This window comes from Streptomyces sp. NPDC047971, assembly GCF_040653355.1.
Taxonomy (GTDB): domain Bacteria; phylum Actinomycetota; class Actinomycetes; order Streptomycetales; family Streptomycetaceae; genus Streptomyces.
In genome coordinates this window covers 87,147-106,507 of sequence record NZ_JBEZNW010000024.1, presented here as the reverse complement: position 1 = coordinate 106,507, position 19,361 = coordinate 87,147, and the positions used below count along the sequence as shown (strand labels likewise).

The following is a 19,361-nucleotide window of genomic DNA, read 5'->3' as shown; positions in this document are numbered from 1 at the left end:
CCGGCATGTCCCTGGACGGAGTTCGGAAACGGCGTCCTGGTCGCCCGGTCCGAGGTGGCAGCATCAACGGCATGTTCGAGGCACTTGAAGCGCTGACCGACCGCAACTCGGACCGTCGGGATGTCGCCGCCGCCGTCCTCGGGGACCTCCTGCGCGGTGCCGTACTCGACGCCGACGCCGCTCGCCTGGTCGTCGGACGTCTGGTCAGCGTGGCTGTCGACGAGCCGGTGACCAAGGTGCGCGAGTCCGCCCTGAACGCGATCAGCGAGGCGTTCAACCGCTACGACTTTCCTCTGGCTCTGGTCGAACCGCTGGCGGCAGCCATGCCGACGATGGAACGCGAACTCCTCGTCCACACGCTCTACATCCTCGGGGCCACCCACGACCCGCAGGCCCGGCCGCTGATCGCTCCCTACCTTCGTCACCTCGACCCAGTGGTACGCGAAGAGGCTCAGCTCGCAGCAGCCGCGATCACCGCCGTCGAGTCGCGGGGCCTCACTCGCAGCTCTTGACCACTGCTCAAGCGGTGCATCGCTCGGCTCAGGCAGTGGCGCGACCTGGCTGTGCGAATCGACAAGCCTGCATCGCGTATCACGTGGCACTCCACCTGGCTGCCTTCCCTATCCGGGCCGTCGCCGACCAGCCATGACAGCGCGCCCCTGAGCGGATGAAGGAAGCCAGGCCCTCGCCGCGGAAGTACACGGCCTCCCCTAAGAAGGGTGCGAGCAATCGTCAAGACCTCTGGATTTACGCTGATCAGGAAGTGGGGTTGGTGCCTCGCAGGATGTCACCGGGCTTCAAGCGGAGATCGTCCGCGCCTTCACCGGTGAAGACGAGACGGGCGCCGTGAGGCGGGTCCACCTCGTCGACCGGCACCTGCGGGTAGCGGAGGATCTCCGCCAGCACCAGGTCGACGGCTTTCCCGTCCGGGGTGGTGTGGCGGAAGCACGCGTGCAGCCGCGTGGTCGCCAGGCATCGCACGACGACAGCCAGGAGCGCACTGCCAGTGGCATCCACCTCCACGATCTGAACCTCGGGGCTGGGTGCTTCCACTGGAGTCGTCGTCACGAGGCCATGATCTCAGGGCGTTCGAGTCCTCGGGGTCGACCGGCGGATCAGGACCGTACAGTCCCGGGCCCGACCAGCGGCGTACGGCCTCTCCCCTGGGCGGCGGAGACCCCATCCGCACGTTCCGCCCGGGGGTCGATGTCTCCCAGTCGACCGCCACGCGAGGCTGCGGCCATGATCTGGAAGAAGCTCACGGATTCCTGGCCCTCCTGGACGGACGGTGCCGCGCTGTGGTGGTCGGCGCTGTACGCGGCCGGCGCCGCCTTCGCCGCGCTGACCGGCCCCGCGTACGGGTACGCCGTGCTCGGCAAGGCGGCGGGCACGGCGGCCGAATGGACCACGGCCGGGCTGTACGCGGCGGCAGCCTGCCTCGCGTACGTGCTGACCCGCCGCCGGGACCGCGCCTGGCCGTCCATGCTCGCGTGGCCGGTCGTCGCGCTCTGCCTGACCTCGGGTTTCGCCTTCCTCTTCAGCCCCGTGCATCTGCTCGCCGTCTTCCTCGGCCGGAACCAGCCGCCGATGGACTGGGCGGCCTGGGCGAACCAGGGCGTCGCCGTGGCGGGCGCGGTGCTGTGGGCCTGCGCCGCGCTGGCCCACCGGCGGCGGGCGCTCGGCCTCTGCCCGTACTGCGCAGACCGCGCGGCCCCCACCGGGGAGGGGCCGCGGACCGTGGCCGGACTCGTCGCGGTCGCCGCCCTCGTCCCGTACGTCACGCTGAAGACGGCTTGGGGGCTCGGCGCGACCGTCGGCTTCACCGGTGCGGGCCGGCCCGGTATGGACCCCCGCTACACCAGCGACCTGGGCATCCGGCTGTACGAGCACGGCGTCGACGTCACCGCGGTGCTCGCGCTGGTCGGCATGGCCCTGGCCCTCGCCCTGACTCGCCCCTGGGGCCGGGCGCTCCCCCGCCTGCCACTGCTGGCCCTGGGCTGGGCGGGCGCGGGCGCGCTGGCACCGTTCGGGATCTTCCTCGCCGTGACGGGCACGCTCGTCTGGGCGGGCGTGACCGAGCTGGGCATCGCCGACCACGCGCCCTGGGTGGTCGTGATCGCGTACGGCGGCTTCTCCGTGTACGGGTTGGCACTCGGCCGCGCGAGCCTGGCCTACCAGCGGGCCGGCCGCCGGGTGTGCGCGCGCTGCCAGTGACTTCGTACGGAGAGTCCGCGATCGTTGCTCCACGGTGACGCGCCCCGCAGTACGCGCCTCGGGGGCGCGCTTCGATCGCCATCCGCGGGCCGTCCACAGCGCTCGCCCCGCCAACCTGGACCGCTCAGGGGTGACCCGCAGCGCTCGGGCGCACGCATCTGCCACCGAGCGAGAGCCCCTGCCTCTGAGGGCGAACGGCGTGGCCCAGCGATTGCTGCGCGTGACATGATCAGCCCCATGATCGAATCTTCTGCGGGGAAGGGCGGCCACCGCCCCGTCCGATGAAGTGGCTGGACGAGGCTGTGTCCGCGGGCGACGCCACGACTGCCGCCCACCCCGCCCGCATCGCGATCCTCGACGCGATGAACGCCGCCCGCACCGGCCCCGTACCCGTCCGGCTGCTGCAACTTTCCCGGGCCGACGACCCGTTCGTACGTCGCGAGGTCATGGATCTCCTGTCCTGTGCCGGGGACGGTCGCCCTTGGCCTGAAGCCGCCGAGGCGGCGCTGGCTCGACTCACGGACCCCGATGAAGAGGTACGGCGCCTGGCCGCGTATCTCGTCGTGCGCGCCGGAAGCCGCGATGCGGCGCTCAGGGCTCTCGCTTCCCTCACCGAGCCCGTGGTGCGGACCGCCCTCGCCGATTCCCTCCGGGGTTCCGTCGCGCATCTGCACGACGACCCCTTGGCCTCCGTCCGCTTCCTCGCCCGACTGGAGACCCTGGGCGTCGCCCCTCCGCGGCAGTGGCCGGCACTCGACAGGGCGCTGTTCTCCGATGCCCGGGCGGCCGCGCGCCACCTGGACGACGCCGGGGAGCGCTGGGGCCGGGTGCTGTACAGGCTGGGGCGCGAACGGCACGTCTATGCCCTGGCGGCGCGACTCCTCGGCGCCCCCGGCACCCGGGACATCGGCGCCGACTTGGTCCGGGAGGCCTGTCATGGCTGGCGCGCGGCCCCGGTCGAACTCCTGCCCCGGCTCGTACGTCACTGCGGACGAGGAATCTGCCCCGCCATGGCCAGAGCCCTCACCACCGCCTCCATCTCTGAGGCTGCGATGCACAGGCACGGGGTCCTGATCGCTGCGGTCCCCTTCACTCCGTATCCCAAAGCCCGTCGGCCTTCCGGCAGTCCGACGCCGTCGTACGACAGCACCACCGCAGCGGCGGTCCTTCAGGCCAAGCCGGTGGACACCGGGCGGCTGCGCCGTGCCCCTGAGATCTTCGGTGCTCTGCTGGACGCCGGTCCGCTGACTTTCCGGCAGGCTGCCCAGTTGTACAACCTCACCTTCAAACGGCCTGGACGCATGCAAGCGGTATGCGCGCCCCTGTGGCTGCGGCACGCCGGCCCCACGGCTCTGCCGCGGATTCTCGCTCTCATGACACCGCACCTCGGTGATTACGTGATGGGCGAGTACTACGCGGAGGGTCTGGCACGCATGGGCCGACACGCGATGCCCGCGCTGCCGTCGCTGACGGCGCTGATCGACCGGCGTACCCGTGTACCGGTCAACGACTCCACACGCGACGGCGAGATGCTGCTGGACGAGTGCCTGCTCGCTGCGGCGATCGATGCCAGGCGTACGATCCTCGCCGACACCGCCGCCTGACTCCCGCACGAGGCGTGAGGTGGCGCTTTGGTCGGCCCGACCGGTCAAATACCGCTCAGTGGTCGGTGGAACCGAACCACAGCATCCCGTACGGTCGGTCCGTGATGATCAAATCGGGCGAGCCGCGCCGGCTCGGCACCCCGGCTCCGGAGGCGCGGTTCCTCGCCCTGGGTGAGAGCCTGGCCACACCCGAAGATTGCGCCCGGCTGCCTGCCCTGCGCGCCCGACCCCGCTCGGCTCGGCGACCGGTATCTGAGCCGTGCTGTTGAGGCCAACGCCCTGCTCAGGCCGACGGTCGGCGCGCGGGGCCGTTGGAACCGAGTAACGTCTTTGTCATGCTCGGCCAGACGCCGATGGACGAGTGCGAGCGGGGCGGGCCCGCTGACGTCCTTCGACGTGGCCGCCCGTCCCCACCCATGAATCCGTAGATCACTCCACATCACTACCTGGGGAACCCGTGACCGACAGCAAGAACATCAACAACCCCGTGGGCCAGGGCGGTGGCCAGCGCAAGAGGCAGTCCCGCGCTGAACGGCAGAACAACGGTCCGCACCGCAACCTGGACCGCCAGGGTGCGGCCGACCGGAAGGCGGAGCTGGTGCGCAAGATGCGGGAGAAGGCGCGCGCAGCTGAGGAGGCCGCGCAGGCGAGCGACGACACCGCATCGAGCTGACGCACCCTCGCAGCACGGCGGCGCTGCTCGGGCTGAGCCGCTCGGGGATGGGCTGCTCGGGGCCGGGCGGCGCCGCTCCGGGCACGGCGCGGACCGCTCGGGCCAGGGCCCGGACCAATCCGGGCAGGACCCGAGCGGTCCGGGGGCGGCCCGGCGGGGACGCTAGGCTGTCGATCTTCGGCGAAACGGGGGGCTCGGCATGTGGCAGCGAGGTATACGGACGGTCGTGCTCGGCGCGGTGCTGGTGATCCTCGCCGGATGCGGTTCCAAAACCGTCGGAACCGCTGCCGAGACCACAGCGACGGAGCAGGTCTGGACGCTCTCCGCACCGATCCGCATCGACGGTGTCCGTACCGCGGACGGTGGCCGGTCTCTGGTGGTCGCCGCCGAAGTGCCCGACGGCGCACACGAGTGCATCCGCGGCCTGCGCGGGGCACTCGACACCGTCGAGCAGGGCACCGTGTATGTGAGTGTCACCTACGAGTCCCCCTCCCTGGACCGGGAGGCCGGCTGCACCGGGACGCAGCGGGTCGAAGCGACGGTGAAGCTGGGCGAGCCGTTGGGTTCCCGCAGGGTCCTGGTGAACAGCCGGGACGTTTATACCCCCGCCGGTGCCTCGCCTCCTGCGCTGCGGAAGTGTGGGGAGAACGGGTGCGATCCCACGCCCCCGCGTTGCACCTCGTCCTCGTACCGGCAGGCGGTCAACGACACCGACATTCCCCAGCACACGAGTTGGGACGAACGCGGCTGCGACGACACGTGGCTGGTGCTGGATCTGTCGACCCGGATGGGGCCTGCGTGCGGTGCCGTCAGCGAGAGCTGCCCCTCCTCACAGGTCTCCCAGCGCTGGTTCTACCGGGCCGAATCCGCGGGCTGGCGGCCGGTCGCCACGAACGGCGATGCCGGTTGCGTGGGCATCCACAAGGTCCTGCCCGAGTTGCCCGTACGCCTCTGTGCCTCGCTGCCGCGGCTCGACCGCGACTGACCCGCCGGAGACTCGGCGCCATACGGTTATGGGGACGGACTCACGCTCCGGCCGGCTGAGGGCGGGCAGACGAATCCCGGCGGCGGAAGGGCCGAGGCGCGCCCGCCACGCCTGCGGTCCCTGAGTGACGGGGCATTTCCAGGGAACATGGCGAGCATGGCCACTGATCATCCCGCCGAGCGGGGCGGTGCGGGACGCGACCGGTTCGCCGCGTTCTCGGACCGGGCGTCGAACCTCACCAGCTCCCCGCTCTTCTACGCTCTGTGCGTGCTCCTGGTCCTCGGCACGGTCGCCCTGCACTTCGCGCACCCGCCGCTGTCCTGGCTGATCTTCGCCGGAGATGTCCTGGCGTCGGTCAACCTCCTGCTGCTCGCTCTGCTGAAGAACACCGAACGGCGTGACACCCACGCCGTGCAGCGCAAGCTGGACGCGATCGCCGCGGCACTCCTGGAGCAGCGCGAGGGCACGAGCCACGAAGCGGCCGACGAGTTGCGGCGTGCCATCCGTCTGGATGAGAAGCAGTGACAGGTCCCACCTGAGGACACGGGGCGCCTGCCGGACGACCGACTCGACGGAGACGTCCGAGACCGTCGGAGCCTTTGGCCGACCCGCGTCACGTCCACCGTGGCCACGAGGTGTCAGGGGACCCGCCTGGAGTCGTTCGGATGGCGGCAGGCCCCTTCCGCCGCTCCACGGCCGATGCATGGGGCGGCGATGATCACCTGCGCGGTGGGTCCGTGCTGACGATGGAAGGCGTGATGTCAGCGGGCATCGCCACCGTTGGTCACCTGCCGCTGTCCGCCGCGTCTGCGCGCAGGTCGAGAACCCAGTTCTGGCCGACGAGATCGTGACCGTAGCTGTGGTGGCGTTCCTCGTCGGCGAGCGTGAACCCGAAACTCTGGTAGATCCTTCGCGCCGCAGTCAGTACGTCGTTGGTCCACAGCGTCACTCGCTCATAGCCCGCCTCGCGAGCGAAATCGAGGCACTCCTGGACCAGGCGCGTCCCGAGGCGCAGACCCCTGCCCTCCGGAGTGACGAGCAGGATCCGCAGCTTGGCCAGCTCCGGCTGATCGCCCGCGACGAGAAAGACGCAGCCCACGCGCCGGCCGTCGACCTCGGCGATCCAGCCCGCCTCGCGGGCCGGGTCGTGTTGGGCTCCGTAGTCGGCGACGATCTTGGCGACCAACGCCTCGAAGTCGGTGTTCCAGCCGAACTGCTCGTCGTACGACTCGCCGTGGGCCATCACCACCCACCCCAGGTCCCCGGGCCGGTCCGCGCGCCGAATGCGTGCTTGCCTCTGGTCTTGCTGCGACATGAGCTGCTCTCCCGACCCCCGTGATCGTTCTGTCCGACCTTCACTGAAACAGTCGTTTCAGTTAGGCTAGCTCCATGCCCCCGGAAGTTCCAACTCCCTCCGCCCGGCAGAACGAGCTGCTGGAAGCGGCGTACCAGTACGCACTCACCCACGGCCTGGCCGACCTGTCGCTGCGCCCGCTGGCCGAGGCCGTGGGCTCAAGCCCTCGGGTCCTGCTCTTCCTCTTCGAAAGCAAGGACGGCCTACTGCAGGCGCTGCTGGCGCGCGCCCGCGCCGACGAGCTGGCGCTCCTGGACGGGGCCAAGCAGCCCGGTCGCCCTGACGGACTCGTTCCGGCAGTCGAGCAGATCTGGACGTGGCTCGCCGCGAAGGAACACCGGCCGCTGTTGCGTCTGTGGGCCGAGGCCTGCACGCGCTCCTTCACCCAGCCCCATGGAGTCTGGGCCGGATTCGCCCGTGCGACGGTGGAGGACTGGCTCGGCGTTCTGGCCGACTGCCAGCCGCCGTCCGAACGCGACAGCGAGGAAGGCGCCATCCGCCGCACCCTGGCCCTGGCCGTGCTTCGGGGAGCCCTGCTCGACCTTCTCGCGACGAACGACGAGGAGCGGCTCACCAAGGCCATCACGTACCAGCTCGCGCTACTGCACGACGGCGACGCAAGCGGCGGCTGACGGCCTGGCTGATGCGACACCGACCGCTGCCTCGTTGAGCTCCAGCGCGCCCGGGGCACGCTGTCGGAAACGCCGTTGGGGTCCCTGGCAACGGAGCCTGCCCGCAACTGGCCTTGGGTGGCCCCACGCCGTGGAGCACGTGGGTACTCGGTGAACCCGAGCCTGCCCGACCGGCCCTACTGGTCCGGCCGTTCGGTACTCCGGCAATGGCCGCCCGCTGCAGACGGCCTGGCCCTCTCAATGCTTCGGGACGGATGGCCGGACGGAGGGACGGCACTCCCCTGCCTCAAGGGCTCTCACTCCTGCCCGCGAGGCAAGTCGATGTCAGCGAGGTCCCGTTCGCCGAGGTTGTGGTGGATGCCGACACGGCTGGCCGCGCGGAACCGCCGACCAGGAGCGGGCCGGGTTCGGACGGTGCCGCAAGCCACAGCCCAACGATGCGATCGGCCGCCGTCTTCGCCGCTGCCCTGTCATCGTCCGTGATCTCGATCTTCACCAGGCCACGCGGATACGTGTCGTTCTCAGTCACGCAGTGTCCAACGCGGACCGCACCCGGGCGTACCGACGACAACCAGCCATTCCCTGGCCCGTTCGCACAAAGGCCCGCCCCCGAACGGCAGGCAGAAGCCCGTGTGACGCCACCCCCGTATGCCTGCGTCGCCACCTTCACCCGCCGGGCCCGTGGTCGCCGGCACTGGTCCCGCTCTTGCTGACGGCCCCGGCCTCCTCACCGGGCGATCGCGTGGTGGCGCGAGGTATGACGGGGGTGGTCCCCGTGCGAGGAGGAGGGCGTTAGCATCAGGGCCCCGCCCCTGTTCAAGAGAAGGCGATTTCACGCGATGGCCGATGACGCGTACCTGTTCCTCCTGCCCGAACGGCATCCACGACTGGGAACGGCGCTGGCCGCGGTCGGCGATCTGGAGTGCTCCGAAACCCCCGCGGTGCACGGCTGGTTGCAGGCCCACGGCGTCTCGGCGTCCTCGGAGGAGGTCAGGATCCTCCCCTTCGAGGCGGAGGCGTTCATCCCCGAGGGCGCGGAGCGGCTGCCGATTCCTCTGAGCGAGGACGAGGCGTTGCGCGTGGCGCAGGCGTGCGCGCCCCAGTCGATCACCGACATGGAGACCGAACTCCTGCAGTTCCGGGAGACGACGCAGGACTGGGAGGGACTCGTCCACCGGGCGCTGACCGCGGGCATCCCCGCGCCGCGCATCGCCCGGCTGACCGGCCTCGACCCGCAGGAGATCGGTCGCCTGGTGCTGTGACGGGCTCCCGGCGGACGCCGCGCGGGCCCTAGACGGGGTCCGTGCGGCCGAACAGGCCGGCGTGCCCCGGGGGCAGTTGGGTGAGGATCCGTCGCAGCAGCGCGTCGTCGGCCACGTCGGCGACGGTCGCGAGCACGGCCGTCACCGCGCGCCGGGCGTCCGCGAGGCTGATGCCGTCGCGGGCGGCCACGACCTCGACGAAGCCCGACGGCGTGAGAGGGTCGCTGGCGGGCGCCGTGTCGATCAGGAGCGGGCCGCACTGCCGGGGCAGGAGAGCGGCGAGGTCGGTGCGGTCGTCGCCGACCAGATGTGCTCCCAGGACCTCGAGTACGCTCCGTACCGCTCCGGCCGCCTGCTGGCGTTCGCCGTAGCCTCCGCGCTCCTGTACGTGGTCGAGCAGGTCCTCCACGGACTCGTTCACGGCCGCTCCTCTCGTCAGTCATCCGCGTACCCGCCCGCCGGGTACGGCGGGGCAGCGCGTGACCGGACGGCTACCCCGCATCAGAACCAGCAATCTCGCATTGACCTACAATTCGGACATTGTCGGACGGGTTTCGCCCGTCGGCGCCCCCGGACCGGGCTGTTCGAGGACGGCGTGCGAGGGCTGCAGTACGCCGTCGGCGACGTCGAGGAGCGACCGGCCGTCCCGGGCGCTCACGTCCTGGAGCCGGGCCAGCCCTTCGGAGGCTGCGCAGCCCTCCTGGACGGCGATGTAGCCGGCGGCCTGATGGATGCGCTCCCAACGCGCCGCGCGCGTGTCCGTGGCCCAGACCGGGCGCCGGCTGCCGGCGCCCGCGTGCACGGGCCGCCAGCGCAGCAATGCCTCCAGAGCGAGCCCTGCCGCACGGTGCGCCTGGGCGATGTGCGCGTCGGTCACCGGAGTCGGCTCGGTGAAGTAGAGGCAGATCACGCCGATCGGCGAGTGCGCGGTGTGCAGGGGGAGAGCCAGTACGTGCCGCGTGCCGGGGAACTCCTCGGACAGGTCCGGCCTCGAATCGTCCGAAGGGTCGAGCAGGTCGGAGACGTAGACCGGCCGCATCTCCAGGGCGGCACTGACCGAGGGCCCCTCGGCTCGGGCGAACTGGGCGGCCTCCGCCCGGAGCGCGGGCTCGTCGGTGGCGTGAAGGAGCTGCCAGTGCTCCACGCGCGGCAGCAGCGAGAGCGTCGCCCGCTGCGCGCCCAGCGACCGGGTGAAGGCGGCGCAGAGCCGGTTGGGCAGCGCGCGGCGCCCGACGGCCGCCGCGACGGAGATGTCCGGCACGATCGACAGTGATGCGTCCAGCATGTCCTCATCCCTTTCAGGAGGGCAGAAGACTCGCCTACCACGGATCGGCCGTCTCATTCATGGTGGATACATCGACAGGGGCCGCCGACACACGGGGTGTTCCTCCGCGCCCTCGGAATTCGCGCAGGTAGCACGCCTCGGTGGGGCCGACGGGGTGGCTGTGGCGTGCGGGCGCCCATCACCGCTGCGGGCGCGGAGGCCAGGGGGGGGCGGGCGCTTCCCGGCGGCGCTACCGGTGGGCGGTTGTCGTGGGTGACGTTCCGATGGGCGGTGGTCGTCGGAGGCGTCACCGATGGGCGGTGGCCGTCGATGACGTCACCAACGGGCGGTCGTCGTCGGTGGCGTCTACATGGCGGGGGCGAGGAGCTGTGCCGCGAGGGTGGCGGCTGCCCATTGCTCCCAAGCGGTCGGGGTCCAGCCGCGGTCGCGGGTGAGGACGAGGTAGAGCTCCGGGCTGAGCAGGGCGTAGAGGATGTCCGCCGTCCGGTCGGACGCCAGGCCCGACTTGGCGCCGGCCTTGGGGATGAGCGCTTCCGCCGCAGCGGTGTGGACCGTGTGGCGCGGGTCGTCGCCCTCGGGCCACAGGTCTCGCAGTTCGGGGTGGGTCGCGGACGCACTGCGGACCATGTCGCTGATGCCCGCGACCCTTTCGAGAACGGCGCGGCTACCGGACACCAGAGCCGTGAGCGCGGTGGCGGCGTCGGGGGCCTCGACGACCTCGGCGAACCAGCGACGGTCCATGGTCGCGACCGGCTGGTCGTCGCCGGCGATCGCCGTGTCGACCAGTTCTTTCAGCAGTGTCGGCTTGTTCCCGAAGACGAAGTAGATGGTCTGCACCGCGACGCCCGCCTTGTCCGCGACCTGCTGGAGCGTCGTGGCGCCGTAACCCGAGGCGAGGAACAGCTCGGTCGCGGCCACGATGATCCGGCGGCGGGTCTCGGCCGCCCGGTTCTTGCGGGATCCCTTGACATCGCTCATGACTGGAGCCTATCCCTAGAGTTCAACACTAGAGTCCAACTCTAGTGAAAGGTTCGCCGATCCACGAGCGACACGGAGCACGGCAAGCAGACCAGCGCCAGGACCGGCGAACGGCCACGAGACCCAGGATGAGGGGACACCATGTCCGCAATCGTCAACCAGCAGCAGGCCGAGGCGTGGAACGGCTGGGAGGGTCAGCACTGGGCGGACCACCCCGAGCGCTACGACGCGATGCTGGAGGGCTTCAACGCACCTCTCTTCGAAGCCGCGGACATCGGCGAGCGCCATGAGGTGCTGGATGTCGGCTGCGGCGCCGGACTGACCACGCGCATGGCCGCCCGCCGAGCCCGTCGCGGCCACGCGCTGGGCATCGATCTGTCCGGCCCCATGCTGGAGCGCGCACGGAGCACGGCCGCTGCCGAAGGGATCGACAACGTCGCGTTCGTGCAAGGCGATGCCCAGGTACATCCCCTTCCCGTCGCGGGCTTCGACACCGTCATGAGCCGCGGCGGCGTGATGTTCTTCGCCGATCCGGTGGCCGCGTTCGCGCACCTGCGCGCATCGCTGGTCCCCGGCGGACGCCTGGCGTTCCTCGGCCCGCACCCCGGTGGGCCGGACGGCGCGTACGCCCGTGCCACCTCGGCGCTCACGCCTCACCTGCGAGAGGCGTCCCCGGCGGCCCGCGGCATGGGGTCGCTGATCGATCCGTCCAGGATCACCGAGGTCCTGGACCGGGCCGGATACGACCGGGTCGAGACGACCGCGGTGCATGGGGACATGGGGTTCGGAGCGGACCCGGAGGACGCCGCAGGGTTCATCCTTTCCATGGGCCCGACCCGGTACAACCTTCGGAACACCGACCCGGGCACGAAGGCTTCGCTGCGCGAGCGACTCGTGGACGCGCTCGCCGAGTTCGCCACACCGGCCGGCGTACGGATTCCGGGGTCGGTGTGGATCGTCACGGCCGAATCCCCTGGCGGCTCCGTAGAGCAGCGCTGACCGTTCACCGGAAGGTATGCGGTCGGCGGAGTACGGCGCCGTGCCGCAAATCGTCGCCACGGCGCCGGATGCCTGTCGGAGCGGGATGACGGCCGGTCGTCGGCCTGAGGTGCGATGGCCGTCATGCTGCCACCGCTCCCCCACAGGGCGTTCGGGCCGACTCCACGACCTCCATGGGGACGTGGGCTTCGCGGGCTCCGTTGAGTTCGTGCCCCGCGCCTCGGCCACTCATCGGTCGGAACGTCCACTGTGACGCGCCCGAGCGTGGCAAGTCCCGCGAGGACGGAGGCCGGAGCGGAGGGATGGGCAGGGCCGGAACGCCGGAGGGCGGCGTACGCCGACCTCGTGTCGGGTGCGCCGCCCTGGGAGCGGGGACGTTGCGGATCGGGCCGCGTGGTCATGCCGGTTACTGCGGGTCCCGCTTGAACGAGGCGGTCGACCAGCGGTAGCCGAGGGCGGCCAGGGCGATGGACCAGGCGACGGTGAGCCAGCCGTTGGGGCCGATCTCGGTGCCCAGGAGCAGGCCTCGCAGCGTCTCGATGGCCGGGGTGAACGGCTGGTACTCGGCGATGGGCTGGAACCAGCCCGGCATCGCGTCGACGGGAGTGAACGCGCTGGAGATCAGCGGCAGCAGGATCAGCGGCATCGCACTGTTGCTGGCCGCTTCCGCGTTCGGGCTGGCCATGCCCATCCCCACCGCGATCCAGGTGAGTGCCAGGGCGAAGAGCACGAGGAGACCGAAGGCGGCCAGCCATTCGAGCACGGTCGCGTCGGTGGAGCGGAACCCGATCGCCACCGCGACGGCACCGACGAGGACGACGCTCGCCACCGACTGCATCACGCTGCCGACCACATGCCCGATGAGCACCGAGCCGCGATGGATCGCCATCGTACGGAAGCGGGCGATGATGCCCTCGGACATGTCGGTGGCGACGGAGACCGCGGCCCCGATGACGGTCGACCCGATGGTCATCAGCAGGATGCCCGGCACCACGTAGGCGATGTACGCGGAGCGGTCGGCGCCGCCGATGCCCGCGCTCATCACGTCGCCGAAGATGTAGACGAAGAGGAGCAGCAGCATGACCGGGGTGAGGAGCAGGTTGAGCGTCAGGGACGGGTAGCGGCGGGCGTGCAGGAGATTGCGGCGCAGCATCGTCGAGGAGTTGCGCACGGCGAGGGAGAGGGAGCTCATCGGACGTTCTCCTTGGTCGGGTCGGGCTGGTGGGGGACGCTGGACGGGCCCGGCCGGTCGGGACCGTTGCTTGAGGTGAGGGCGAAGAACACGTCGTCGAGGTCGGGGGTGTGCACGGTCAGCTCGTCGGCCTCGACGCCCGCCTCCTGGAGGCGGTCGAGGACGGAGCGCAGGTCGCGCTGGCTGCCGTCGCTGGGGATCTGCAGGGTCAGCGTCTCGCCGTCGTGGGTGGTGCCGCGCAGGCCGGAGGCGGCCGCCTGGTAGGCGGCGGGGTCGGTGAAGCGGAGCCGGACGTGTCCGCCGGGGATGAGCCGCTTGAGTTCCTCGGCGGTGCCCTCGGCCGCGATCCCGCCGTTGTTCAGCACGGCGATCCGGTCGGCGAGTTCGTCGGCCTCCTCCAGGTACTGGGTGGTGAGGAAGACGGTCACTCCGCCGGTGACGAGCTCGCGGATGATCTGCCACATGGTGTGCCGGCTGCGCGGGTCGAGGCCGGTGGTCGGCTCGTCGAGGAAGATGATCCGCGGGTCGCCGACCAGCGTCATCGCGATGTCCAGGCGGCGCTTCATGCCGCCGGAGTAGCCGGCGGCGGGCCTGGAGGCAGCCTCGGTCAGGTCGAAGCGCTCCAGCAACTCGGCCGTGACCCGCCGTCCTTCGCGCTTGGGCAGGCAGTGCAGGTCCGCCATCAGGAGCATGTTCTCCTCCCCCGTGATCAGCCCGTCGACGGCGGAGAACTGGCCCGTGACACCGATCGCGGACCGCACCGCCTGTGGGTCGGCGGACAGGTCGTGGCCGCCGACCCGGATGTCGCCGGCATCCGGAGTGATGAGGGTGGAGAGGATCTTGACGGCGGTGGTCTTGCCCGCTCCGTTCGGACCGAGAAGGGAGAACACCGTTCCCTCGTCGACGGCCAGGTCGATGCCGTCGAGCACGACCTTGTCGCCGTAGGACTTGCGCAGTCCGTTCGCCGCGATGGCCAAACCGCTCATGAGAAGTACTCCTTGTCGAAACGTGGGGACACGTGGCCGGGGATGAGCGGTCGCGGAACGCGCGCCGCGGGGTGGGACGCCACGTGTGAGGGGCTCCGAGTCACAGGCTGCGGGCGACGATGTCGCCCTGGGACGTGGTGGCGCGGATGTCGAGCTCGGGGGTGCCGGTGTTCTTGAGTCCGTTGCCGACACGGCCGTGGGAGGTGCCGGCGTCCAGGCAGGCGGAGACTCCGGCGGCGGCGCCCACCACGATGTCACCGCGCTGGGTGCGCAGTTCCACCGTGCCGCGCACGGCCTCGGCGATCCTGATGTCACCTCGCGGAGTGCTGATCCGCGCGGGTCCGCCCAGTCGGCCGATCTCGACGTCGCCGTCGACCGCGGTGAGGCTGACGCCGGCGGCCTCGTCGATACGGATGTTCCGGTACGCGCCCTCGAAGGCGACGTCGCCGAGCCGTCCGGCGCAACTCAGTTCGGCGCCGGCGGTGTTCGCCTCGATGTGGGATCCGGCGGGCAGCTCGACGGTCACCTCGATCGCCCCCGAGGGGCCGACGTACTGGTTCTTGGCCGGGACCTCGATCCGCACGGCTCCGTCGGCGTAGGTGACGAGGGTCTGCTCCGCCGCCTTCACGTCGCGGCCCTTCGACGGATCGGCGGGCCGGACGTGGACGGTGGTGTCGGTGCGGTCCGCGGCGACGATGTTCACGCGTCCGGCGGGGATGTTCAGGACGGTGGTGACGGGGGCGGGGGTGTCGAACCGGTTCATGACGCTTCTCCTTCTGGTCGCGGCGGGCCTTCCGCCCGACCGCTGTTTCCGATGAAGGAAAAGCTACGTTGCGTTCACTAGTCTGGCAACAGATTCGTTGCGCGCTATTGATGTATTCCCAGGTCGTTGCCGCAATTTCGTTGCGATGACTCTGAACGTAATGCAACTATCTCTCGCTGGAATGTTGCAATGACCTGAGCGCGAACGCTATGATGGGGCATCAGACGACAGCAGAGGAGGGCACGATGCCCGGAGGCCGGCTCACCCATAGGGACCGTCAGCAGATCGCACTGGGACTGGCCGACAGCCTCCCCTACGCCGAGATCGCGCGACGCCTCGAACGCCCGACCTCGACCATCACGCGCGAGGTGATGCGCAACGGCGGGCCCACCAACTACCGCGCCGACCTCGCCCACCGCGCCACCGAACGACGCACCCACCGGCGCAGAACCACCGCACCCCAGGCGGCACAGCCGGCCGCCCTGCCGCACGGACGCGATCCCGAGGCCGTCGCCGAGTACGAGGAACAGTTCACCACCGTCATGATGCAATCCGGCCTGTCCAACAAGATGATGGCCCGGGTGATGGTCTGCCTCCTCACCACCGACTCCGGCAGCCTGACCGCCTCGGAGCTCGTCCAACGCCTCCAGGTCAGCCCCGCGTCCATATCCAAGGCGATCGCCTTCCTGGAAAGCCAGGCACTCGTCCGCAGGGAACGCGACGAGAAGCGTCGCGAGCGCTACATCATCGACGAAAGCCTCTGGTACCAATCCATGGTCGCCAGCGTCCAGGCCCTCACCCGGCAGGTCGACATCTCACGCCAGGGCGTCACCGTCCTCGGCCCCGGAACCCCGGCCGCCACGCGCCTCGAAAACGTCGCCCGCTTCCTCGACTTCGTCGGCGAATCCCTCGCCCGCGCCGCCGAACAGGCCCGCGAGGTCCTCTACACCACACCCGGACCCGTCATCGGGGTCGCCGACCAACCGGACCACGCGCGGGCACAGACCGAGGACTGAGCTGCCGACGAGGCCGCGCAGCACGGTCCGAGCGGCGCACGGCGCCCTTTCTTCCCCGTTTGCGGCGGTATTGAGGGCTGGCCTAGACTCATGGACGGTCGAGAAACAGGGGACTCAGCCGGTTGGGCGGGCCAAGCGCCGGGCTGTGATTGCACCCCGCGGCCATTCCCGGAGACCTGAGTCCGCGAGGACGTCGCCGACAGGCGCGGAGCGCCGGTGCGGGCCTCCTCGCGTGACACCCATACGGCCTGTCGGCGTATCGCCGACTCCCCCACTCATGCCACGAGGAGCAATCATGCGCATCCTCGCACGCTCCACCCCGCACCGGATGCGGCGTACGACAGCGGTCGCCGCGTCCGCGGTCGCCGTCGTGGCGCTCAGCGCCCCCGTCGCCACGTCCGCACCCGCGACCGTCCGCGACGGGGTCCCCGCCGGGGCCCCGCTCACGGCCGAAGCGCTCAAGAAGGCTCCCACGCCGTTCCTGTTCCACTACACGTTCAACAACCACCTGACGATCGGCGGCGGGCACTTCACCGTCGGCGGCCGGGTCTACCTCGTCGTCAAGCTCAACAACGGCAAGGTGATGTTCAGCAGGTGGGTGACGGCCCAGCCGCACTCCATCACTCCCGGAGGGGCCATCTACGTGGAGACGTCGGTCGCCTCCCCGTGCGGAGGCTCGGGCAACAACGGGTACGCCCGTGCCTTCGACCGCACGACGCAGACCTGGTCGCCCAGACTGCCCGTACCGGTGTGCGTCCGGATCGACTGATGCATCCCCCGTCGGGCCCGGCCGTGAGGGGCCGGGCGCAGCCGGAGTCACAGCAGGCCCCCGCCGGAGCGGCGGGGGCCTTTGACGACCCGGTCTCGCCGACGAATCACAAGCGCTCAGTTCTCCTCTCAGTCCGTGAGGTGGCGTCGGATGAGCGGCGCCGACGCCAGGACGAGCACGGCGAAGACGGTCAGTCGTTCCTCCTCCCCCGCCGTCCGCGCGCGTACGACGTCGCAGGCAGGCGCCGTACGTAAGGTGTGCTTGCGCAGAGTCTTCGCTCGATTCACGTGTGTGGTCGCTGCTCTCGGACGGCGATGTCGAGAACCGGTGTCCGGCTCCGTCCCTGGGGTGAACGCGGCCACGTGGGTGGTCGCACCGCATCGAGGAGAGTCAGAGATGGCCAAGTACTTGCTGCTCAAGCACTACCGAGGAGCTCCGGCATCGGTCAACGACGTGCCCATGGACAAGTGGACGCCGGAGGAGATCTCCGCGCACGTGCAGTACATGCGGGACTTCGCGGCTCGGCTCGAAGGGACCGGCGAGTTCGTCGACAGTCAGGGGCTCTCCCCTGAGGGCACGTTCGTCCGGTACGACGGTGAGGGGCGGCCACCGGTCACCGACGGTCCGTTCGCGGAGACGAAGGACCTCATCGCCGGTTGGATGGTGATCGACGTCGACAGCTACGAGCGGGCGCTGGAACTCGCCGGCGAACTGTCCGCGGCTCCCGGTGCGGGCGGGAGGCCGATCCACGAGTGGCTCGAACTGCGCCCGTTCCTGGCCGCGCATTCCACCATCACGGAGTGACCTCTCCGATGGAGGAGGAACTGCTCCGGAGCCTCACTCCGAGCGTGATCGGAATCCTCGTCCGCCGCGGAGCCGACTTCGCGGCGGCCGAGGACGCCGTCCAGGACGCGCTGGTCGAGGCGGTCCGCGTGTGGCCCGCCGACCCGCCGCGCGACCCGCGGGCCTGGCTGGTCACCGCGGCCTGGCGCAAGTTCCTCGACGCGACCCGGTCGGAGGCCGCACGACGTCGGCGTGAGGACCTCGTCGACGAGGAACCCGCGCCCGGAACCGCGGCTTCCGTGGACGACACGCTCCAGCTCTACTTCCTGTGCGCCCACCCGTCGCTGACCCCGTCGTCCGCGGTCGCCCTCACGCTGCGCGCCGTCGGCGGGCTCACCACCCGGCAGATCGCCCGGGCCTACCTCGTGCCCGAGGCGACGATGGCGCAGCGCATCAGCCGCGCCAAGCGCACCGTCTCCGGTGTGCGGTTCGATCAGCCCGGCGACGTCGCCACCGTGCTGCGCGTCCTCTACCTGGTCTTCAACGAGGGCTACTCCGGCGACGTCGACCTCGCGGCCGAGGCCATCCGGCTCACCCGACAGCTGGCGGCCACGATCGACCACCCGGAAGTGGCGGGGCTGCTCGCCCTGATGCTGCTCCACCACGCCCGGCGCGCGAGCCGGACCGCGACCGACGGCGCTCTGGTACCGCTCGCCGAGCAGGACCGCGGACGGTGGGACACCTCGGCGATCGCCGAGGGCGTCGTCATCCTGCAGGCGGCCCTGGCCCGCGACCGGCTCGGCGAGTTCCAGGCTCAGGCGGCGATCGCTGCGCTCCACGCCGACGCGCCCTCCGCCGACGAGACGGACTGGGTGCAGATCGTCGAGTGGTACGACGAGTTGGCGCGTCTGACGGACAGCCCCGTGGTCCGGCTCAATCGCGCGGTGGCGGTCGGCGAGGCCGACGGACCGCGTGCCGGGCTCGCCGCGCTCGCGGAGCTGAGCGACTCACTGCCCCGCTACGCCGCGGCGTCGGCGTACCTCCACGAGCGCGACGGCGACCCGGCGACGGCCGCGCGGCTCTACGCGGAGGCCGCCCGTCAGGCGACGAACCTCGCCGAACGCGACTACCTGACCCGGCAGGCCGCCCGGCTCAACTCCGGCGGTCTCGGCTGACACCTCGCCATGACACGGCTCCCGCCGTCACGGGCTCCACCGGTCGCAGTACTCGATGTGGATCTCACGGGCGTCGCCGAGGGTGCCGTCGTTGGAGTGAAGCGCGGTGCAGAAGTGCTGGTGGCCGCGGTGCGCGGGGGTGTACCCCGGCCCCTTGAGGGCGACGTCGAGGAAGTGTCTCGCGGTCTCCCTGAACACCTTCGCGCTGCCGGTCATGAAGAGGGTCTCGGCATGAAGGTGCTGGTGGAAGAGGTCACGGTTCTCGCGGTGATGGCGCGCCTCGTAGTCGATCGCCGCGCCGTCGGCCCGCACCGTCCCGGGCAGGCTCATCGTGTGGGGGCGGCCAGGACCCAGGCGGCCTCGAAGCCGCTTCCATCGGGAGGGCGCGAACTGGAGCGAATGATGCAGGAGTACGAGGTCGAGTCGGAGGCCGGTGTCGTGCGGGGTGTCGACGGCCGGTGGGCGATTGGTTCGCAGGAGGAGGTGGATCAGCGTGCGCGGCGATCGCGCGGCCAGCGTCCACAGCGCGGCGATCGTGCGCGCGGCGTCCACGTCGAGGTAGGCGTGCAGGTAGCGGTCGTGGTCGACGAGGACCGCGCGGGTCAGGGGCCGGGCGGGCCGGATCACCCTGAACTCATCGGCTCCGAGGTGGGCGTGGTGGACGACGACGGGCACGTTCATCGACGCACCG

23 protein-coding genes are annotated in these 19,361 nt (G+C 70.7%); 13 read left to right on the top strand and 10 right to left on the bottom strand.

Annotated features, from left to right (window positions below; all coding sequences use genetic code 11):
* Positions 1-71: 71 nt before the first annotated feature.
* Positions 72-512: a hypothetical protein gene (locus AB0D99_RS22600; RefSeq protein ID WP_362364924.1), complete on the top strand. Its 441-nt coding sequence runs from the start codon at positions 72-74 to the stop codon at positions 510-512.
* A gap of 244 nt (positions 513-756) precedes the next feature.
* On the opposite strand, the gene AB0D99_RS22595 is transcribed toward AB0D99_RS22600, so the two are convergent.
* Positions 757-1,068 (bottom strand): hypothetical protein, encoded by a 312-nt coding sequence (locus tag AB0D99_RS22595; protein ID WP_362364922.1) that lies wholly within the window; start codon positions 1,066-1,068, stop codon positions 757-759.
* Positions 1,069-1,242: 174 nt separating this feature from the next.
* Between AB0D99_RS22595 and AB0D99_RS22590 the strand changes: the two genes are divergently transcribed.
* The 5 genes from AB0D99_RS22590 to AB0D99_RS22570 all read left to right on the top strand — a co-directional run bounded on the left by AB0D99_RS22590 (position 1,243) and on the right by AB0D99_RS22570 (position 6,001).
* Entirely contained in the window at positions 1,243-2,214 is a 972-nt protein-coding gene (locus AB0D99_RS22590) for a hypothetical protein (RefSeq protein ID WP_362364919.1), read from the top strand.
* Between the two features lie 281 nt (positions 2,215-2,495).
* Positions 2,496-3,818 (top strand): hypothetical protein, encoded by a 1,323-nt coding sequence (locus AB0D99_RS22585; protein ID WP_362364916.1) that lies wholly within the window; start codon positions 2,496-2,498, stop codon positions 3,816-3,818.
* A gap of 457 nt (positions 3,819-4,275) precedes the next feature.
* Positions 4,276-4,491, top strand: coding sequence for a DUF6243 family protein (locus tag AB0D99_RS22580; RefSeq protein ID WP_362364913.1), 216 nt, complete (start codon positions 4,276-4,278; stop codon positions 4,489-4,491).
* A 199-nt stretch (positions 4,492-4,690) separates the two neighbouring features.
* Positions 4,691-5,476, top strand: coding sequence for a hypothetical protein (locus AB0D99_RS22575; protein WP_362364910.1), 786 nt, complete (start codon positions 4,691-4,693; stop codon positions 5,474-5,476).
* 156 nt (positions 5,477-5,632) lie between these two features.
* Positions 5,633-6,001, top strand: a complete 369-nt coding sequence (locus AB0D99_RS22570; protein WP_362364907.1) for a hypothetical protein — start codon at positions 5,633-5,635, stop codon at positions 5,999-6,001.
* A 259-nt stretch (positions 6,002-6,260) separates the two neighbouring features.
* On the opposite strand, the gene AB0D99_RS22565 is transcribed toward AB0D99_RS22570, so the two are convergent.
* Complete coding sequence (locus tag AB0D99_RS22565) at positions 6,261-6,791, bottom strand: GNAT family N-acetyltransferase (protein ID WP_362364904.1); 531 nt, start codon at positions 6,789-6,791, stop codon at positions 6,261-6,263.
* Positions 6,792-6,865: 74 nt separating this feature from the next.
* Between AB0D99_RS22565 and AB0D99_RS22560 the strand changes: the two genes are divergently transcribed.
* Together AB0D99_RS22560 and AB0D99_RS22555 are read left to right on the top strand one after the other, a co-directional pair.
* The gene (locus tag AB0D99_RS22560) at positions 6,866-7,462 is read left to right on the top strand and encodes a TetR family transcriptional regulator (RefSeq protein WP_362364901.1); all 597 of its coding nucleotides are present in this window, start codon (positions 6,866-6,868) and stop codon (positions 7,460-7,462) included.
* An 839-nt stretch (positions 7,463-8,301) separates the two neighbouring features.
* Positions 8,302-8,724: a DUF6003 family protein gene (locus tag AB0D99_RS22555; RefSeq protein ID WP_362364898.1), complete on the top strand. Its 423-nt coding sequence runs from the start codon at positions 8,302-8,304 to the stop codon at positions 8,722-8,724.
* 28 nt (positions 8,725-8,752) lie between these two features.
* Here the strand turns inward: AB0D99_RS22555 and AB0D99_RS22550 are convergent, their stop codons facing one another.
* The 3 genes from AB0D99_RS22550 to AB0D99_RS22540 form a co-directional block, all read right to left on the bottom strand.
* On the bottom strand, positions 8,753-9,145 hold the full coding sequence (locus AB0D99_RS22550; protein ID WP_362364895.1) for a DUF2267 domain-containing protein: 393 nt from the start codon (positions 9,143-9,145) through the stop codon (positions 8,753-8,755).
* 105 nt (positions 9,146-9,250) lie between these two features.
* The gene (locus AB0D99_RS22545; protein WP_362364891.1) at positions 9,251-10,009 is read right to left on the bottom strand and encodes a GAF domain-containing protein; all 759 of its coding nucleotides are present in this window, start codon (positions 10,007-10,009) and stop codon (positions 9,251-9,253) included.
* A 345-nt stretch (positions 10,010-10,354) separates the two neighbouring features.
* On the bottom strand, positions 10,355-10,987 hold the full coding sequence (locus AB0D99_RS22540) for a TetR/AcrR family transcriptional regulator (protein WP_362364888.1): 633 nt from the start codon (positions 10,985-10,987) through the stop codon (positions 10,355-10,357).
* A gap of 141 nt (positions 10,988-11,128) precedes the next feature.
* Here AB0D99_RS22540 and AB0D99_RS22535 point away from each other — a divergent pair, with 141 nt between their 5' ends.
* Entirely contained in the window at positions 11,129-11,986 is an 858-nt protein-coding gene (locus AB0D99_RS22535; RefSeq protein ID WP_362364885.1) for a class I SAM-dependent methyltransferase, read from the top strand.
* 406 nt (positions 11,987-12,392) lie between these two features.
* On the opposite strand, the gene AB0D99_RS22530 is transcribed toward AB0D99_RS22535, so the two are convergent.
* The 3 genes from AB0D99_RS22530 to AB0D99_RS22520 form a co-directional block, all read right to left on the bottom strand.
* Positions 12,393-13,178 carry an ABC transporter permease gene (locus AB0D99_RS22530; protein WP_362364882.1) on the bottom strand — a complete coding sequence of 262 codons (786 nt, stop codon included), beginning with the start codon at positions 13,176-13,178 and terminating at the stop codon, positions 12,393-12,395.
* Positions 13,175-14,164, bottom strand: coding sequence for an ATP-binding cassette domain-containing protein (locus AB0D99_RS22525; RefSeq protein WP_362364879.1), 990 nt, complete (start codon positions 14,162-14,164; stop codon positions 13,175-13,177). Before AB0D99_RS22525 ends, AB0D99_RS22530 begins: the two co-directional genes overlap by 4 nt.
* A gap of 100 nt (positions 14,165-14,264) precedes the next feature.
* Positions 14,265-14,927, bottom strand: a complete 663-nt coding sequence (locus AB0D99_RS22520; RefSeq protein WP_362364876.1) for a DUF4097 family beta strand repeat-containing protein — start codon at positions 14,925-14,927, stop codon at positions 14,265-14,267.
* Between the two features lie 245 nt (positions 14,928-15,172).
* Here AB0D99_RS22520 and AB0D99_RS22515 point away from each other — a divergent pair, with 245 nt between their 5' ends.
* Entirely contained in the window at positions 15,173-15,943 is a 771-nt protein-coding gene (locus tag AB0D99_RS22515) for a helix-turn-helix domain-containing protein (protein WP_362364873.1), read from the top strand.
* A 295-nt stretch (positions 15,944-16,238) separates the two neighbouring features.
* Positions 16,239-16,712 carry a hypothetical protein gene (locus tag AB0D99_RS22510; RefSeq protein ID WP_362364870.1) on the top strand — a complete coding sequence of 158 codons (474 nt, stop codon included), beginning with the start codon at positions 16,239-16,241 and terminating at the stop codon, positions 16,710-16,712.
* 128 nt (positions 16,713-16,840) lie between these two features.
* On the opposite strand, the gene AB0D99_RS22505 is transcribed toward AB0D99_RS22510, so the two are convergent.
* A complete protein-coding gene (locus AB0D99_RS22505; RefSeq protein ID WP_362364867.1) occupies positions 16,841-16,999 on the bottom strand; it encodes a hypothetical protein in 159 nt (52 codons plus the stop codon).
* Between the two features lie 109 nt (positions 17,000-17,108).
* Between AB0D99_RS22505 and AB0D99_RS22500 the strand changes: the two genes are divergently transcribed.
* Positions 17,109-17,516 (top strand): YciI family protein, encoded by a 408-nt coding sequence (locus tag AB0D99_RS22500; protein WP_362364864.1) that lies wholly within the window; start codon positions 17,109-17,111, stop codon positions 17,514-17,516.
* Between the two features lie 8 nt (positions 17,517-17,524).
* On the top strand, positions 17,525-18,670 hold the full coding sequence (locus tag AB0D99_RS22495) for a DUF6596 domain-containing protein (RefSeq protein ID WP_362364963.1): 1,146 nt from the start codon (positions 17,525-17,527) through the stop codon (positions 18,668-18,670).
* Positions 18,671-18,697: 27 nt separating this feature from the next.
* Here AB0D99_RS22495 and AB0D99_RS22490 read toward each other — a convergent pair whose 3' ends face one another.
* Positions 18,698-19,351, bottom strand: a complete 654-nt coding sequence (locus AB0D99_RS22490; RefSeq protein WP_362364861.1) for a hypothetical protein — start codon at positions 19,349-19,351, stop codon at positions 18,698-18,700.
* Positions 19,352-19,361: the final 10 nt, after the last annotated feature.